We start from the raw sequence: 15,096 nt of genomic DNA on the forward strand, positions 1-15,096 counted from the left end.
GGTTTTTCCGATTTCTCGCGATGGCCTACGAAACGGCAGACGAGCGCCCCACCTGTTCGGCATCGCCCTCACCTATCAACGGTAGGAGCTGGCATGTCGGACGGCCTACAGTCTGAAAAGATCGCCTGGTTTGCCTCGCTGCCGCCCGTCATCCCGACCGAGTTGACGGGCGTGTGGCGGGGTGAAGGCATTCCATCGGGACATCCGTTGGATGGCGTGTTGGAAAACCTGCAGTGGTTCGGCAAGAAATTTCACCCCGACCTCAGGGCGGACGCGCTGCTGTTTCAATGGCGGCCAAGACGCCTTGTACCCATCGAGCCGGCCTTCTTCCCGATCCGAACGGTGATCCGCTTCGCGGACTTCGCCAAGACGTCCGTCGCTCGAAACTGGTTTTCTCGGTTGAACAAGCTGGTGCGTGCCCGCGACACGACTGCCTCCGTAAAACTAAGGACAGTCGATGAAGACGAGACGGCGGCGATGGTCTATGACCGGCAGCCCATCGTCGACTTCTTTCGGCGCATCGGAGACGACGAGATTGCTGGCATGATGGTCGTCGAAGGCGACGAGCGGCGATATTTCTTTCGGCTCCGGCGCGTCAATCCGTTAAATCAGCAGCCCTGACCAAGAGCAGTGCGACCTAGAAACGCCGGATGGCCGCTACATCGTTGTGCGCGGACGTCCCTGGAGGAAGACAAACCCTCACCTGCCTGAGGATGAGCGCAAACGCCTCGTGTCCGACTTGATGTCAGCACGTGGGGTGGTCAAGGACCCCGCCGGGGACGAGGACGCGACAAGAGTAGCGCGAAGCGCGGTCGATGCCGCGAAAGTCGAGGGCGAGCGCGGAGCGGTGCGGTCGACGGACGGAGCGCCCGACCTCAACCGCCACATGGCGACAACGACGGAGTACGCGAACTCGTATCGAGAATGTCTTTGCTTGGGACGAGCATGACGTCCGGCGCAGTCGCGAGGTCTTTCAATTTCTGCTGGGTGCCACGCTCTTCGCATCGACGGATCGCTATCTGGCAACTCGGTAGAAGCGGGACGGCTCTCCAACTGGCAAACGCCCTGGGCGCACGAGCGTTTGGGAACCGCTGCCTGAGCTGCGAGTTCCCTTTTCAGAAGGAGAACACAAATGACATCGAATTCCATTCCGAGCTCGGCAAAGCTTCCTCCGAAGTCCCTTAACGAAGACACCCAAGACGACGAGCTTCCCGAAAGCAATATCGACGACCGGCGCGCTCCGCCGGTCAACATGGGTGGTAGCCGCGAGGCCGGCGATGGCGTAACCGATGCCGACCCGGAGACAGGTCTTGCTGACGCAAGGGACCATATCCCGGCCCCTCAGACCGCAAGCCGCGAGTGAAGACGGTGGACGAACGCAAAGAATATTTGAGAACCGCCGAGCTGCGGGCGGACGACGAGATTTCGCCTCGGCCGTCCGATTTCGAAAGTGGCGGTGGGCGCAAGACCGAGATTTCCCATGCCGAGAACGACGAAGCGGACGACACCGCGCGGGTCCCGCGAGCGGCCAATTCCGAGTAGGAAAAAGAGTTGCGTCGCCCAGTATCAAGAACGATCTCAACGGCGCGCCGATGAACGTCACGATCGTCCAAAGCGGTCACCTCTTGGCGGCGACTGCGGCCAGCGTGTGGAGGCAACGGCAGACGAGGCGTTGCGAACTCGCTTTAAACTCAGAGGTACGTCCCACGATGAGCGCACGGAAGACGGGCCGCACCTGATCGAACAGCTCTCTGGCCTGAATCACGGCACCCCGTGATGCCGGGCACGTTCGCATCATCGCGGATATTCGCCACGACCTGGATCCCCGCGGAAATCCAGTCCGAGCTTGGGAGACAATCGCCGGGGGCAGCGAGGCGGACGCGATCGCCGAAGCAAAGGCGGCGTCCGAGAGACACGCAGGAGCCCTTGTCGTGCGGCGGGAGGGCAACCCCGCGGTTGGGGCGACTTCGACGAGCGGATCGATTGGCTGCGGCCGTCGGCCGGGTTTAGGTTGAGCTCAGGCGCGCCGCGGAGCCGGCCTAACTCCCCGACGATCGCGCCGAGGATGTCCTGTTATCTACCCGGTCCGCGACGAAATGGGCCGCGGCCTCTTCCAGCCTGAGCCGCGACGCCTCTCTCCATTCAGGCCGGCTCACGAGGCCGTATCTGTCTTGCGCGAAGTTAAGAGTTCCCTTAGGCGGTTCCGATCCGTGACGCCGAGCTGGAACCAGCCGAGGAGTTCTCTCGCTGCCTCTTGAGCTTCGGCGCAGGCCAGTTCAAGGGACCTCTCGCTGCAGTAGTCTTTTACGAGACCTTGGACCATGGAAAATTCTTCCGGCCCGAGCGGTTGCTTGCCACGACTATCGAACGCTTGGAACATTGCGTCTCCTCCTCAAAAGGCGTCCATGCGAGAGCATACCTTACGCCGATCTTGGCGCTGGGCAATTGCATTTGACATTCCGTGGACCGCGAAACGTTCTCGCCAGACTTTTGCTTTCAGCCGAAATCATCAGTACGTTGGCGGACCGTCGACGTCACTGATGCCGACACGGCTTCACAACCTGCAAGAAATGCCGGCACTGCCGACAGCGCTTGGATTACGGCTGGTGACGGTAGACCGACAAATACCCCCGGTGGCGGAGGAGCCTGAGTATCGTCGAGGTTTGGGGCTCGTCGACGTTGTCACCCGTCGTCGCCAAAATTGTTGACTCCTCCCCAGAAGAGAACATAATAGGAACATTCAATTCTTTAAAGGGATGACGGCGATGACCAAGACGCCGAGCGGACAGCCGCGGGCTGACGAAGAGACAGGCACATACTGGGCAACCCCGCGCGAGGCAACGCTCGCGGAGGTTCATCCGCTTTTGATGGCGGTCCTTCTCATGATCCCAAGCTACCCGAGCTGGGCTTTGTGCTCTGTGGATGTGTACGACATGGGTTCCGGCGCGCCCATTGGTTCATTCGATATCGGTTTTGACCCAAGGAGCGGCAGAGCGTGCGGTTACTTCAACGCCGTCGGTTACGAACAGCTTATGAGCAAGCCCTTGTGGTTCGACTACTCCGGCGATGAGAGCGACGTCATCGAGGCATTCTATTTGCTCATGAGGAATGCCCGGCATGTGCAGTAAGTCGGCTCAAGCCTTGGCGAACAGCTATGAAGTCGAAGCGGCCCTCGCCTACCACGATGAGGATGCCAAGGCGACAATAGCGACGCTTCTGGGAGACATAAAGCACTTGCGCCTGCAACTGACTTTGGCCGAGGCGGCAATGAGCCAAGGGATGACGCGCGGTTGGAAGCCCAAATTCGATCGTGATCTTTAATTTGCATGCGACGTCACACCAGCCTTGAGAGGAGTTTCCTATGAGCGACATCAATCGACAGACTTTACAACGGGCACCAAAACTGGTCGCGCATAAGTGCCACTGCGGCGACTGGGCTGGCTTTGGCTTCTGCACAGCCGATTCCCAGGATTGGTGGTGCTGGAAGCACTATCCTTACAAGACCTCAGCTCGACTCGAAGCTGCGGAAATCGCTGCTAAATTGCCGAAAACCGCTGCGTAGTGTGCTTTGACGATGTTGCATTCTGGGGCTGAGCGAAACGGTTTTTCAAGATTCGCCGGGAGCCAAGCGCGTTTTCTGTACGGTCGCGGCGTGCTCACGAAACATTCGGACCGCTTCGATCGCGTCGTGGCCGAGCTTGGCTCCGACACGACCTCGACTGCTTCATAAACGAAGAACTTAGGGCACGATGCTGTTTCAAAAAAGTCGGCAACATCTGTGTCGATCGTGGCTTACTCTGCCATCGATCCGGTTTCCAACAGTCGAGGCCGCTATGACGATAGTAGGCTACAGCTCACGTCTTGCCTGTCAATTTTACATGCGGTAATCAGCCGCCAGATCGCGTGCAAGGACTAGAGATTGGGAAAACGTCGCCCTCGACCCGACAACCTACCCGGGCCTAAACTAAGGGACTTCCGTCAGCCGATTATCGAGGTCGTATGCGTCAGATGCGATCGCCGGGACAGCCTAGAGCGAAAGGCACTCGTCGACCAGCTGGGCGCGGGAGCCAGCTTTGCTCGACTGCGCCGTCGTCTCGCGGTGGGGTGTGATCGCATGACGAGTCCGCAAGGCGATCTGTGCGAGACGCGGTTCCCTTGCCTCGACCCCTAAGCCAGCTCGGAACATTCAGCTTCGACACCCGTTGGCTCCTCACCAAACGTAGGAGGAGCATGATGACCAACATCTACAATGAAGGCGCGCCAACCTTTGCCAGCGGCCTCGCCAGTAGCACGCTCACAGCGTTCTTCGACAGCCGAAGCGAGGCCGAGACGGCTATCGACAAACTGAAGTCGGCCGGGGTGTCCGACGTCCGCCTAATGCCGGGCTACGAAGCGGAGGGCGAAGGACCTGCAGCCGCGGCGGAAGGGTCCGGGTTCTGGTCACGCCTAGGCGACTGGTTCTTCCCGGACGAAGACCGGCACGTCTACGCTGAAGGTCTCCGCCGGGGCGGTTTTCTCGTTTCGGTGTCCGTAGACCAGAGCAATTACGACACGGCGCACGACATTCTCGCTAATGAAGGCTCAATCGATATGGACGAGCGCGCGGACCTCTGGCGAGAGGAAGGCTGGACGGCCGGAGGCGGCCAGCAGGCCATCGGGTCTGAGGACGACGTCTTCCACGCCGAGACGGCCGCGGGCAGCGCCACCGGCGTCGGCCGCTACACGAGAACCACGCAGGCGACGTCGCCGCGCGTGCGTGGATACGATCTGGCCGAGAACCTTCCCGACGATATCGTTGACGACGTGGTCCCGACGGGCCATCAGCGCGACGTGTCCGAAGGGGATCGCCCAATGAACGAACGGGCGTCGCGGGAACAGTCGATCGACGACCTGCGACAAAGCCAGATGCTGCCTGGGAGTCGCTGAGCGGTCGAGACAATCCGGAGCCGCGCGTGGTCGCGCGGCTCAGGTCAACGAAAGCTGCCTCACTCTACTTTCGTTCTCGTCCTCCGGCACGGTGGACAGCCTATCGCGACAGGCGGTTCGCGGACATCGAGGGAAGCGTAAAACTTCATCTGACTGCCGCGCGACGATCAACGTGGAATTCGAGCGACAATCAGGATGGGACTTTGCGGGTGGTGGGCGTAACGGAGTGAGGGCGTAGCCCGATCGAAGTTATGCCCACCACCCGTGGCGCAAATTCAGGCATGCCCTGCGCCTGTGATCGCGGTCAATCTGGCGATTTTCCATAACCGGAGAATCACTTTGTGCCAGGTCGCCATGTAAACGATCATCAAATGAGGCTTTTCATGAAGTTACGTCAAAATCATTCCGTCACGGTTGCTGCCGCAAAAGCCGAGATCGGCCGCACGACAGCTTTCCGGATCGAGAAGGATCCGCGTCTGCCATCTCAAAAAACAAAACCGCGAGAGCGCCGGCGTCCGGATCCACTGGCCCATATCTTTGACGCCGAGATCGTGCCGCTGCTTCAGGCTGCGCCCGGAATACGGGCGGTGGCGATATTCGAGGAGATGTTGCGCCGCCACCCGGAGCTTGGGGACGGCATTCGTCGGACGATGGAGCGGCGCATTCGCTCCTGGCGCGCTGTGCATGGCGCAGAGCAGGAGGTCATCTTCCGGCAGGTTCACGAGCCCGGCCGGTTGGGCCTTTCGGATTTCACCAACATGGATAGTCTGGAGGTCACGATCGCCGGCCAGTTGCTCGATCATCTCCTGTATCACTTCCGCCTTGCCTATTCCGGCTTCGAACATGGTCATGTCATCCTCGGCGGCGAGAGCTTTGTCGCCCTGGCGGAAGGGCTACAAAACGCCCTGTGGTCCCTTGGCGGCGCGCCGCATGACCATCGCAGCGACAGCCTGTCGGCGGCGTTCCGCAACCTGACTGCCGACGAGCAGGAGGATCTGACGCGTCGATACGAGGAACTTTGCGCTCACTATCACATGAAGCCAACGCGCAATAACAAAGGCATCGCCCACGAGAACGGCTCGATCGAGAGCGTGCACGGGCATATCAAGGCAGAGATCCGTGATGCGCTGCTCATGCGCGGCAGCAACGACTTCGACGATCTTGCCGCCTACCGTGCCTTCATCGATGAGATCGTTAGCCGCCGCAATGCACACAATCTCAAGCGTATCGAGGCAGAAAGACCTCATCTTCAGGACCTGCCGCAGCGCAGGACGACAGACTTCGAGGAGGTGGTTGTCAGGGTGATGCGCACCGGCGGCTTCTCGCTGCGCAAAGTCTTCTACAGTGTGCCTTCCCGCTTGATCGGTCATCGGCTACGGGTGCGCCTCTTCGATGACCGACTTGATGTGTTCGTCGGCGGCACCTATCTCATGACGCTTTCCCGAGGGCGGGGACATCCAGATGGTCGCCACAGCCAGGTCGTCAATTACCGGCACGTCATTCACTCGCTCCGTCAGAAGCCGATGGCGCTATTGCGGCTCGTCTACCGAGACCAGCTCTTCCCGAGGCTGGAATATCGGCAAACCTTCGAGGTCTTGCTGGAGCGGCTGACCGACAAGCAGGCCTGCAAGACCATGGTCGAGATCCTGGCGCTGGCCCATGAGCGAACCTGCGAACGCGAACTGGCCGAGCAACTGGCCAGAACGTTGGATGCCGGCGAGCTTCCCGATATGGCTGAGTTGCGAAAGCACTTTGCGCCCGACCCCGCCGCCTTACCCGTCGTCTCCGTCCATCTGGCACCGCTAAGCGGCTACGAGGTCCTTGTCAGCGCCGACCAGGTGGGAGAACGCGCATGACCAATCCCAATGATATCGATGCTGGCCGTCTGAGCATTATGTTGAACGAGCTTCGCTTGCCGGCGATCAAGATGCTTTGGGCAGACTTTGCCCAACAGGCCGACAGAGAGGGTTGGCCCGCGGCCCGCTTCCTATCGATTATCGCCGAGCATGAGCTTGCCGAACGTGACAGACGCAGGATCGAACGCCATCTGTCCGAGGCCAGGTTGCCGCCGGGCAAAACGCTCGACAGCTTTGCCTTCGACGCCGTGCCGATGATCTCCAAAGCGCAGATCATGGCGATGACGGCGGGAGATAGCTGGCTGGCGAAGGGGGCTAATGTTCTCATGTTCGGGCCGCCGGGGGGCGGTAAAAGCCATCTTGCGGCAGCCATCGGCTTGGCGCTGGTCGAGAACGGCTGGCGCGTGCTCTTCACCAGGACGACGGATCTCGTTCAAAAGCTCCAGGTCGCGCGACGCGAACTGCAACTGGAATCCGCCATCAACAAGCTCGACAAGTTCGATCTGCTTATCCTCGACGATCTTGCCTATGTCGCAAAGGATCAGGCTGAGACCAGCGTCCTCTTCGAGCTCATCTCGGCACGCTATGAGCGGCGATCTATCCTGCTGACCGCAAATCAGCCCTTTGGCGAATGGAACAAAGTTTTTCCAGATCCCGCCATGACGCTCGCCGCGGTGGATCGCCTCGTTCATCACGCCACGATCTTCGAGATGAACGTCGAGAGCTACCGTCGCCGCTCAGCTATGGAGGCAAAACGGCAACGCGGGCGGCCTCCAATCTACGCGACAATCAACGAGGCTACACAGATTGACGCTCCGCGACAATTAGAAGAGCAATGACCGCTTGCCAGCGTCAATCACGCTGCTAAACTCCCACTGTCCGCGACACAACAGTCCCATCTAGATTGTCGCGCGAGTTCCTTCCAGATTGCCGCGCTATAATCTGACAGGTCATGGACGGGAAGACTTGGTTTAGTTCAAACCCAGGAGCTGATAGTAGGCCGCCCGATCCAGCCCCTGATAACGACCGAGAGCTGACACGGCTCGATCGACCATTTCAGAGCTATTGAACCAGGAAAGGAACGGCCAGAGACGAGGACCGGTCTCGTCGGAACGTATCGCGCCCACCGTGCTGTCGACCGAGTGGGTCTCCCCTGCGCGCCACGTGGCGGGCCTTGAGCGCTGTAACTCTCTCGGCTATCCACAGTCTAACCCTGGACAGATAATCGCCTGCTCCGTTAATGATCCGGCCGTGAGGAGCTCTCATCTTCCCCCACTCTACCGCAGCTGGATGGGGGAAGTCTGCCCGGTATCTCTACCCTCCACTAACGAGACGAGGGCCATACGAGATTGCAGTACGACTTCTTTTCCAAGCTCCGAGGCGCGGATCTTGCCATCGCCGGACCGGCTGGCCAATGACAGCAACATCAGTCGCCTGACCATCGGTTCCGTTAAGTAAGCGCCTTCGCCATTTACCAAGTTCTTGAGCGCGCGAAGCTCGAAGCTGTCCAAGTCCCGAGGGCTGATCATCGACCCCTGTCGTTGATCATGGACCGCAGCGCGGCGGTGGTTCCACAACCACGCAAGATGTTGCGAAGGGCAGTATTCACACTTATACGACCCGGTTTCGATGCAACATGATGGAGTGATCACCGTGATCTGGCTAGTTGGCGTTTCCTTGGGTTTGATTGCACCGTGGATTTTGCGCCGGAATGCGCTGCGTCACGCTTTCGCGATCAACGGCACCGCGGCAGGTCTTTTCCTCTGGGGATTAATCAGCGTCGTCACGGTGCCGATCGCGACCATTCTGGTGGTCGGCTTCCGGGAGATCTTTGGAGGCTAACTTAGCGGGCTGAACTAGGCAGAGCGAATGCGGCTCAAACTGTTGACCAAGGGGGCTGAAAGAGACAATCGCAAAGGGCGGCCGACCGCCCAGTTTCATGGGTTAAGGGCAGAGCCCTGCCCGCCGACCGATCGCGAAAATTTACGGGACGGCGGATCAGAGGCCGGGGGAAACCCTGCTTGAAGAAGGGGTCGAAGGACGTGGCGGCCGGGACACCGCGATGACTGCTACGAATAGCAATTCCTGACAGCCCATTTTTGGACCTTGTCTGGACACGAGGGGAGCGCCAAGGGAAGAGAAGCAGGGTCTTGTCAAAAAGTGCTCGGAACAAACGGCGTTCAACCGGGTTCCTCCTCGCCGAGATAGTCTCCCAACGTCTTGCTCGGCAGCGGAGAGCCTAAAGGTCTCAACGCCCCGGCGGCCTTCCGCACCCTCAAACCTCAACCGAACCGCCGGGACAGGGGGCGGATGGTACGTGGCTGGACCGCCCAGTCTATTTGATAGGCTGACTCCATTTGCGCTCGTCCATATAGTGCGCCACTGCTTCGGCGGCCCTCTTCGTGTAGTCAACGAAAATATTGGCGCCTAGATCGTTGAGAAGCGGATCGTGCTCGCCGGAAGCAACGGCAATCACCTTTCGCGCGTTGCCATTTCGCGATCTGGACCGCGAGATGGCCAACGTCGCCGCCGGCGCCGTTCGCCAAACCGTCTTGTCGACGAGCGGAACCGGTGCATGCGGGAAGGTGGAGAGGGTTCGGCACATCACGTCCCAAATCGGCTAGAAGTTACCAGGCGGTCAGGAGCGACATCGGCGCACCGGCGGCCTGCATGTGGTCGATCCCGGCGGGCTGGTTAAGGGTTGGTCCCGCGTGGCGGGAAAAACGCCCATGCCTCTGTCGTTGTCAGGCTGAAGCCCGCCTTGTCTCGTGGCCAGTGGAGGCCAGTCTTCGCCTTGATGGATACGGACCCTTCACGCGTTATCGACCGCTGGCTTGGCGCGAGACAGCGGTGCCAGGGAGCTCGAAGCGTCGAGCAAACGGTAGTGCAGCCGGACGCATCCCTTGTCGAGGTTCTCGACGCTGATCAGGCTTGGACTCGACCTGAAGCCGGTGGAGGGGAAAAGAGGACGACCACCGCCGAGGAGCTCTGGGATGATGTAGATCTCGATCTCATGACGAGACGCAAGACAATCCCCGATGAGAAGGTACTCGAGACTCTATTCGAGGTGATGATGAAGACCGGCCCCGACGGTCTGACCTTCGCACGTGCCGCGAAGGCTTCGGGCTTGGCCGCGGCAACCCTGGTGCAGCGCTACGGAAATCGTGAGCGCATGGTTGAGGCAACTCTTCTGCAGGCTTGGGATCGTCTTGATGCGGAGACAATGGCGGCGGACAAAGAGGAGGATCCAACGCCTGAGGGCGCCATTAAGCTCCTACTGCGTCTTATGTCTCCCAAAACGGCTGAACGTGACGCCACTGATGGTCTTCTTTTACTGCGCGAAGACATAAGAAACCCAAGACTTCGTGAAAGGGGCGCTGCGTGGGGTCGCGCCTTGGCTTCGGCGCTAGGGCGGCGCTTGTCGGAGGACCCGCGGGAGGCGGAGCCCTTGGGCTGGCGGATGGCCGCTCTCTGGCAGGGCGCTCACACCTGGTGGGCGTTCGACCAGACAGTGCCCGCTGATCGCGCGATCCGGCAAGCCCTGGAGGCTTGGTTGCAAAGCGATTGACTGCGAGAAGGGCGGCAATGGCCGCCGACGTTCGCGGCGGTCCAAGCGAGATCGATCGCGCTTTAAAGTTTTCCTGACATTCGCTGAGAGCGGGCCTCGTCTGTTTCGGCCGAGGTCGACGAACGCTATGTCCGGAAACAGCTGGGGCACGCGTCAGCAGAGATGAATCGCCGGTAAGAGCGCGGGCGCGAAAGCTTCCGCGTAAATCTGACCAAGGCATCCGCGGGCGTTGCCCTCACCGAGCGGCGTCCGGTCGCTAGTGTTTTGACATCACACCGCGGGTAGGAGGTATGGAAGACATCCCCTACGAACGAGCAGCCTTGGCCTTCGCCGGACCGTCTGAACGGGGATCCCGGTAACTTCCTTCCCCCAGGGTAAAAGGGTAAATAGCGCCTCGGCCACGGAAAGAGGTTGGGAGAAGGGTTTTCTGAAGGAATGGCTTGCGCGGGAAACGCGAGGCGGCATGAATGCCCTCCCGCCAGCGTCAGGTGTGGCATCGTCGGCTGGCGCACCACCAACGATGGCAGCCTCGCGCGGAGGTGCCAAAATCACGGAGCCGGAAAGTGGATTTCCTTTCCGGCTCCGTGGGGAGAACCTGGCTTCAGTTAGCGGCAGACCTTGGTCGTGCGCGTGACTCGCTCACCATGCCGATAGGTTACAACCCGTTTCGTGAAGCAAGACGGGTGGCGGCGAAAATCCTCATGCACAAGGCGAGCTCTCCGATCATTATCCCAGCCACGGTGGTGGCCACGCTCCCAGCCACGATGCGGACGGGGACCGTCATCGGTCCGGATAACGACGGTGTCCGCGTAGGAAGCCGCTGGGACGGCAATGATGGACGAAACAGCCAGAGCGATCGCAAGGATAGTTTTTTTCATGGAAGGTTTACCTCGGGTTATTGGACCGCAGTAAAATGATTGCCTGGTCTTTGAGTTCCACGAAAAGTCTCACCTCCGACTTCAGTCCGAGGAGACGTCAGACCATTGGCGCACCCGTGGACGATTTCCGTTAGCCACAAACCTGGTTCGGGATCGAGCAGCAGGCCGGGATCAATTCGCCAGCGCTATTTTCGGGAGGAATGCATAAACACGCGGTGCCGCATGCCTCCATGCTTGGGCTATTTCAGTGTTCTCATCGCGGCCGGCTTCGTCGGCAGGGACATCTTCCAAAAAACGCCGAACCGCCTATCCAACGCCATTTCCGACAAGCGTCCTCGTTGCCTCACCCGGACCAATCAAACTCTTTCAAAGAAGTTCACGAGCATGATGACAGGTTGACAGAGTGGCTGGGTCCACGGGATCCGAACGCATCTTCTTAAGGCATTGCGCCCGCGAGTATCGTTCACGCTGTAGAGGTGACAGCTGAAAATAGACGCGTCGAAAACGAGAGGTTGGTCGTAATCGGCCATGAGCGGAGCAGTGACGCGCGATTTGGCACCGGCGGTTCATAGCGGGCCGTTCAAGGATGCGCTCGATCAGGCCGCGTCAACTTCGATGACAGAGCCCGGAGCCGGACAATGCACGCTTCACGCATATCGGCGGCGAGGTCATCGGTCCTCGCCGTAGGTTAAGGAGGACTACCGCGACCGTCGCTTTCGTGATCCGTGCATTGACTAAAGGTGGTTGATCCGTTGGCACCCGAGCTCAGCATGCCCCTCGCCAGTCAACGCTTGGGTAAATGGCGCGGTCAACTACCTGCCTTTTCCGTTTCCGCCACCGTTACCGTGTCCACCGCCATTTCCGTTGCCGTTGCCGCCGCCGTTACCGTTACCGTTACCGCCGCCATTGGCTCCCGCGTTGCCGTTTCCGCCACCGCCGTTGCTGCTTCCGCCACTATTGCCGCGACCTCCACCGTCGCCATTTCCACCGGCGCCACTGTTACCGCCGCCGTTTCCATTCCCATGTCCACCGCCGTTTCCGCCGCCGCTTCCCTTGCCGCCCCCATTCCCATTCCCATTCCCATTGCCGTTGCCGTTGCCGGAATTACCTTTTCCCCTTCCATCGTCAGACGAGTTGGCGCCGGCGTCTTCGCGGCCTTTCCGCGACTTGTCCCGCCGGTCGGATGCTGCGTCGGGCTTCCCGGAAAGCTCCTTGGTACCCACGGCCGGAACGACGGCGACCGATGTCGCGACCGATTTTATAGAGGGCTTTGAAGCGGCTCCAGCGACTTGCATGCCGGTTTCCCTTCCCACCGTCGCGCTCTGGCGAGGACCCACATCGGCACGTTGACCACTAGCGAACGACGTCACCTGCACCAGTCCACGGTCGACCGTGACTGACGCCTTGGACTTGTCGACCGTCACATGGAAGATCGTTCCCTTGACCACTGCTGCCAGGTAGGGTGTCTGAACGGTGGTGTGTGGTTGGCTTCGCTTCTCAATTTCGAGGTCAAGCACCCCCACCTGCTGAACAATCTCGGTTTTTCGAGGAGAAAAAAACCCGCCAGGCCTGGTTGTGACCGCGGCCATGGTGTTCGGCTGCAGCCCAATACGCTCCACGCCCCGCACAAGTTGAACACGTCCTCGAGGGCCAGTTGAGATCCATGCCTTGTCCGGAACGACATCCCCGGCATGCAAGTCGCTCCACTGCTTCTGATCAATGGAATACTTAACCTGGCTGGTTGCCTTGGCCACCTGCCAATCATTGTCGGATGCATGCGCAAATAGCGGTGCGCAGAGAAAGAAAAATACAACGCTGAGAAATTTAGACATGAGTCCCCCGGATCTTCGGGAAAGCTACACACGCTGGAGCTTAAGAATAACTTTAAACGTGAAAATCATTGTAAACTGAGCGGGTTCTGTACGCTATCGGACCAGATTAGCCAGATACTCCACTACAAGTCTGACGCGGATGGTCCAACGCCAACGCCGAGGCAATGCCAAGCGAAGTGTTGTTTTGCCCGTGCCGCCTTTTGGGGATGCAAGCGCGATCTTCGTGTTACTAGCGCCGGATCCACCACTCCATGAAGGCGTGCTCGAGCGGCGTTGTATCTAGCCAATTGATCGGCTCGACGGATGTTTGCGAAGGCTAACCTCGTTCATACATTTCCTTGACGAACTCCCCTAGAAACGCTTTCAGTCTCCACTCTGCAGGTTCACAGGTGGAACACCCAAGGTTTTAACGATGCTTCACGCGATCCTGTCGGACGCAACTGCCCAGTTCACCGCGCTTTTGTGCCTCCTGGTGATCGCGAGGATAGTCGTGAGAGGCAGACCAGCGCTGCGCTTCTTCGTTCACATAGCTTTCTTCGCGATCCTAACAGTGCTCTTGGTTGCCAACGATGTCGCTCCTTGGGTAGCGGATGTAAGAGCAGAGGATCTCACGCACCGAATCTTCATCGGCGTCGCGAAGTCCGCCTGGTGGTTAGGCAGCGCGATGGTGCTCGCCAGCTCGGTCAGGCTTTTCCTTATATTCGAGCGAAAGCCGAGAGAAGGACGCCTCATTCAGGACCTGCTTGTCGCGGTGATCTACCTGGGAGCGGCGCTCTCGATCATCGCCTTCGTGTTCAGCCTTCCCGTTGGCACACTCATCGCCACCTCCGGCGTCTTCGCGATCGTGCTCGGCTTGGCACTTCAAAGCACATTGAATGACGTCTTCTCGGGGATTGCTCTCAATCTTGGCCGCCCGTACAGCGTCGGCGACTGGATTGCCCTGGAGGACGGGGTACATGGCCAAGTCGTCGAAACGAACTGGCGTTCCACGCACTTACTCAATGACGCAAATGACCTTGTCATTGTGCCTAATAGCGCACTGGCGAAAGCCAGGCTAACAAACCTAACGGGCAACGATGCCGTGCACGGGGCCAAGATCACAGTCAGGGTCACGCCCAACCGCGCTCCCGCGATCATCGAGGAAGCGATGAGGGCGGTCCTCCTCAGCGCGAACACCATCCTCAAAACACCCGCTCCTTCAGTGTCGATCACTGGGTTGGACGGGTCGGCGATCGAGGTCGAGCTTGCGTTCAAGGTGGCCAGCCTCGCGCGCACCGGAACGGCCAAGAATGAGATATACGACCTCGTGTATCGGCACGCCAAGGCGGCGGGCATCCAGTTCGCGGGTTCAACCAACATCCAGCTCGACGCCGGGCAAGCATTTGAAGTGTCTCCGAAGCACCCTGGCACGCCTTGGCGGCTACTCAGTTCAATCCCACTGTTCTCGACGCTCACCGAAGACGAGATGGAAGCGCTTGCTTCGACGATGCAGCGTCTCACATACAAGAAGGACACCGTCATCGCTCCGCAAGACGCATCGATGACATCCCTGATGATCGTCCGGAGCGGCGTCGTGGTCGTCGAGGACGTGACGGGTCCCGTGCGCTTGGAGCTGACCCGCTTGGCGCCCGGAGATCTGTTTGGTGAGCGCGGCGTCCTCATGGGAGCGGCCGAACCCGCCACCATGCGCGCGCTTACATTCGTTGTGGTCTACGAGATTTCCCGCGCCCATCTGGCGACCGTCATGCATGATAGACCCGCGCTCGCCGAGGAGCTGAGCGAGTTGCTCGCGAAACGCGTCGAGTCCGAGAAGCACCTAGCGGAAGGCGTCACCGGCCCCAAGGCAAACCAGCCGACTTCCTTGGCCGTAAGGATCCGCCACTTGTTCGAGCTGCCTCACGGTGGCTCCGCGCGACCCAATTAAGATTGGCCGTCGTTGATACCCAGAGTGCTACGACCCTAGTAGCGCTGGTCCCACACTGTCGGTATGCGGGGATCCCCTTGGCCGCGCCGGAGTTTTCGAGGAACTGGAACCC

16 protein-coding genes and 2 pseudogenes are annotated in these 15,096 nt (G+C 59.8%); 15 read left to right on the top strand and 3 right to left on the bottom strand.

The window, feature by feature from the left end; all coding sequences use genetic code 11:
• The first annotated feature begins 93 nt into the window (after positions 1 to 93).
• The 4 genes from P3R82_RS09830 to P3R82_RS09845 all read left to right on the top strand — a co-directional run bounded on the left by P3R82_RS09830 (position 94) and on the right by P3R82_RS09845 (position 1,542).
• Positions 94 to 621, top strand: a complete 528-nt coding sequence (locus tag P3R82_RS09830) for a GXWXG domain-containing protein (protein WP_112436061.1) — start codon at positions 94 to 96, stop codon at positions 619 to 621.
• A complete protein-coding gene (locus P3R82_RS09835; RefSeq protein ID WP_112436062.1) occupies positions 608 to 949 on the top strand; it encodes a hypothetical protein in 342 nt (113 codons plus the stop codon). Before P3R82_RS09830 ends, P3R82_RS09835 begins: the two co-directional genes overlap by 14 nt.
• Before the next feature lie 183 nt (positions 950 to 1,132).
• Positions 1,133 to 1,363 carry a hypothetical protein gene (locus P3R82_RS09840; protein ID WP_283193731.1) on the top strand — a complete coding sequence of 77 codons (231 nt, stop codon included), beginning with the start codon at positions 1,133 to 1,135 and terminating at the stop codon, positions 1,361 to 1,363.
• Positions 1,360 to 1,542 (top strand): hypothetical protein, encoded by a 183-nt coding sequence (locus P3R82_RS09845; protein WP_112436063.1) that lies wholly within the window; start codon positions 1,360 to 1,362, stop codon positions 1,540 to 1,542. The genes P3R82_RS09840 and P3R82_RS09845 overlap by 4 nt, the downstream gene beginning before the upstream one ends.
• Before the next feature lie 610 nt (positions 1,543 to 2,152).
• On the opposite strand, the gene P3R82_RS09850 is transcribed toward P3R82_RS09845, so the two are convergent.
• The gene (locus P3R82_RS09850; protein WP_111563906.1) at positions 2,153 to 2,380 is read right to left on the bottom strand and encodes an acetyltransferase; all 228 of its coding nucleotides are present in this window, start codon (positions 2,378 to 2,380) and stop codon (positions 2,153 to 2,155) included.
• A 385-nt stretch (positions 2,381 to 2,765) separates the two neighbouring features.
• On the opposite strand from P3R82_RS09850, the gene P3R82_RS09855 reads away from it, so the two are divergent.
• The 7 genes from P3R82_RS09855 (at position 2,766) to P3R82_RS09890 (ending at position 8,624) form a co-directional block, all read left to right on the top strand.
• Positions 2,766 to 3,128, top strand: coding sequence for a hypothetical protein (locus P3R82_RS09855; RefSeq protein ID WP_283193732.1), 363 nt, complete (start codon positions 2,766 to 2,768; stop codon positions 3,126 to 3,128).
• Positions 3,118 to 3,321 carry a hypothetical protein gene (locus tag P3R82_RS09860; RefSeq protein WP_112436064.1) on the top strand — a complete coding sequence of 68 codons (204 nt, stop codon included), beginning with the start codon at positions 3,118 to 3,120 and terminating at the stop codon, positions 3,319 to 3,321. The genes P3R82_RS09855 and P3R82_RS09860 overlap by 11 nt, the downstream gene beginning before the upstream one ends.
• 40 nt (positions 3,322 to 3,361) lie before the next feature.
• The gene (locus P3R82_RS09865) at positions 3,362 to 3,562 is read left to right on the top strand and encodes a hypothetical protein (protein ID WP_111563903.1); all 201 of its coding nucleotides are present in this window, start codon (positions 3,362 to 3,364) and stop codon (positions 3,560 to 3,562) included.
• Positions 3,563 to 4,233: 671 nt separating this feature from the next.
• The gene (locus tag P3R82_RS09875) at positions 4,234 to 4,926 is read left to right on the top strand and encodes a hypothetical protein (RefSeq protein WP_112949249.1); all 693 of its coding nucleotides are present in this window, start codon (positions 4,234 to 4,236) and stop codon (positions 4,924 to 4,926) included.
• A gap of 371 nt (positions 4,927 to 5,297) precedes the next feature.
• Entirely contained in the window at positions 5,298 to 6,782 is a 1,485-nt protein-coding gene (gene istA, locus P3R82_RS09880) for an IS21 family transposase (protein WP_162741443.1), read from the top strand.
• Positions 6,779 to 7,621, top strand: coding sequence for an IS21-like element helper ATPase IstB (istB, locus tag P3R82_RS09885; RefSeq protein WP_113178757.1), 843 nt, complete (start codon positions 6,779 to 6,781; stop codon positions 7,619 to 7,621). Before istA ends, istB begins: the two co-directional genes overlap by 4 nt.
• Before the next feature lie 814 nt (positions 7,622 to 8,435).
• Positions 8,436 to 8,624: a hypothetical protein gene (locus tag P3R82_RS09890; RefSeq protein WP_162724571.1), complete on the top strand. Its 189-nt coding sequence runs from the start codon at positions 8,436 to 8,438 to the stop codon at positions 8,622 to 8,624.
• A 970-nt stretch (positions 8,625 to 9,594) separates the two neighbouring features.
• Here the strand turns inward: P3R82_RS09890 and P3R82_RS09895 are convergent.
• Positions 9,595 to 9,795, bottom strand: a pseudogene (locus P3R82_RS09895) (hypothetical protein); the annotation flags it as partial.
• On the opposite strand from P3R82_RS09895, the gene P3R82_RS09900 reads away from it, so the two are divergent.
• From P3R82_RS09900 to P3R82_RS09910, 3 genes and pseudogenes are all read left to right on the top strand, one after another.
• Entirely contained in the window at positions 9,796 to 10,350 is a 555-nt protein-coding gene (locus P3R82_RS09900) for a TetR/AcrR family transcriptional regulator (protein ID WP_112436076.1), read from the top strand.
• Between the two features lie 5 nt (positions 10,351 to 10,355).
• A pseudogene (locus tag P3R82_RS09905) lies at positions 10,356 to 10,527 on the top strand (integrase); the annotation flags it as partial.
• A gap of 386 nt (positions 10,528 to 10,913) precedes the next feature.
• The gene (locus P3R82_RS09910) at positions 10,914 to 11,267 is read left to right on the top strand and encodes a hypothetical protein (protein ID WP_146618519.1); all 354 of its coding nucleotides are present in this window, start codon (positions 10,914 to 10,916) and stop codon (positions 11,265 to 11,267) included.
• A 773-nt stretch (positions 11,268 to 12,040) separates the two neighbouring features.
• Here the strand turns inward: P3R82_RS09910 and P3R82_RS09915 are convergent.
• Positions 12,041 to 13,060, bottom strand: a complete 1,020-nt coding sequence (locus P3R82_RS09915; RefSeq protein WP_112436068.1) for a FecR domain-containing protein — start codon at positions 13,058 to 13,060, stop codon at positions 12,041 to 12,043.
• 412 nt (positions 13,061 to 13,472) lie between these two features.
• Here P3R82_RS09915 and P3R82_RS09920 point away from each other — a divergent pair, with 412 nt between their 5' ends.
• Positions 13,473 to 14,984 (top strand): mechanosensitive ion channel family protein, encoded by a 1,512-nt coding sequence (locus P3R82_RS09920; protein WP_112436069.1) that lies wholly within the window; start codon positions 13,473 to 13,475, stop codon positions 14,982 to 14,984.
• Positions 14,985 to 15,096: the final 112 nt, after the last annotated feature.

The sequence above is a fragment of the Rhizobium sp. AN80A genome (assembly GCF_030053015.1).
In the GTDB taxonomy this organism is placed as follows: Bacteria; Pseudomonadota; Alphaproteobacteria; order Rhizobiales; family Rhizobiaceae; genus Rhizobium; species Rhizobium metallidurans.

Coding starts and splice junctions, on each gene's coding strand:
- P3R82_RS09860 (WP_112436064.1), top strand. CDS start 3,118: ATGTGCAGTAAGTCGGCTCAAGCCTTGGCGAACAGCTATGAAGTCGAA.
- P3R82_RS09920 (WP_112436069.1), top strand. CDS start 13,473: ATGCTTCACGCGATCCTGTCGGACGCAACTGCCCAGTTCACCGCGCTT.
- istA (WP_162741443.1), top strand. CDS start 5,298: ATGAGGCTTTTCATGAAGTTACGTCAAAATCATTCCGTCACGGTTGCT.
- P3R82_RS09875 (WP_112949249.1), top strand. CDS start 4,234: ATGACCAACATCTACAATGAAGGCGCGCCAACCTTTGCCAGCGGCCTC.
- P3R82_RS09850 (WP_111563906.1), bottom strand. CDS start 2,380: ATGTTCCAAGCGTTCGATAGTCGTGGCAAGCAACCGCTCGGGCCGGAA.
- istB (WP_113178757.1), top strand. CDS start 6,779: ATGACCAATCCCAATGATATCGATGCTGGCCGTCTGAGCATTATGTTG.
- P3R82_RS09900 (WP_112436076.1), top strand. CDS start 9,796: ATGACGAGACGCAAGACAATCCCCGATGAGAAGGTACTCGAGACTCTA.
- P3R82_RS09840 (WP_283193731.1), top strand. CDS start 1,133: ATGACATCGAATTCCATTCCGAGCTCGGCAAAGCTTCCTCCGAAGTCC.
- P3R82_RS09855 (WP_283193732.1), top strand. CDS start 2,766: ATGACCAAGACGCCGAGCGGACAGCCGCGGGCTGACGAAGAGACAGGC.
- P3R82_RS09865 (WP_111563903.1), top strand. CDS start 3,362: ATGAGCGACATCAATCGACAGACTTTACAACGGGCACCAAAACTGGTC.
- P3R82_RS09830 (WP_112436061.1), top strand. CDS start 94: ATGTCGGACGGCCTACAGTCTGAAAAGATCGCCTGGTTTGCCTCGCTG.
- P3R82_RS09915 (WP_112436068.1), bottom strand. CDS start 13,060: ATGTCTAAATTTCTCAGCGTTGTATTTTTCTTTCTCTGCGCACCGCTA.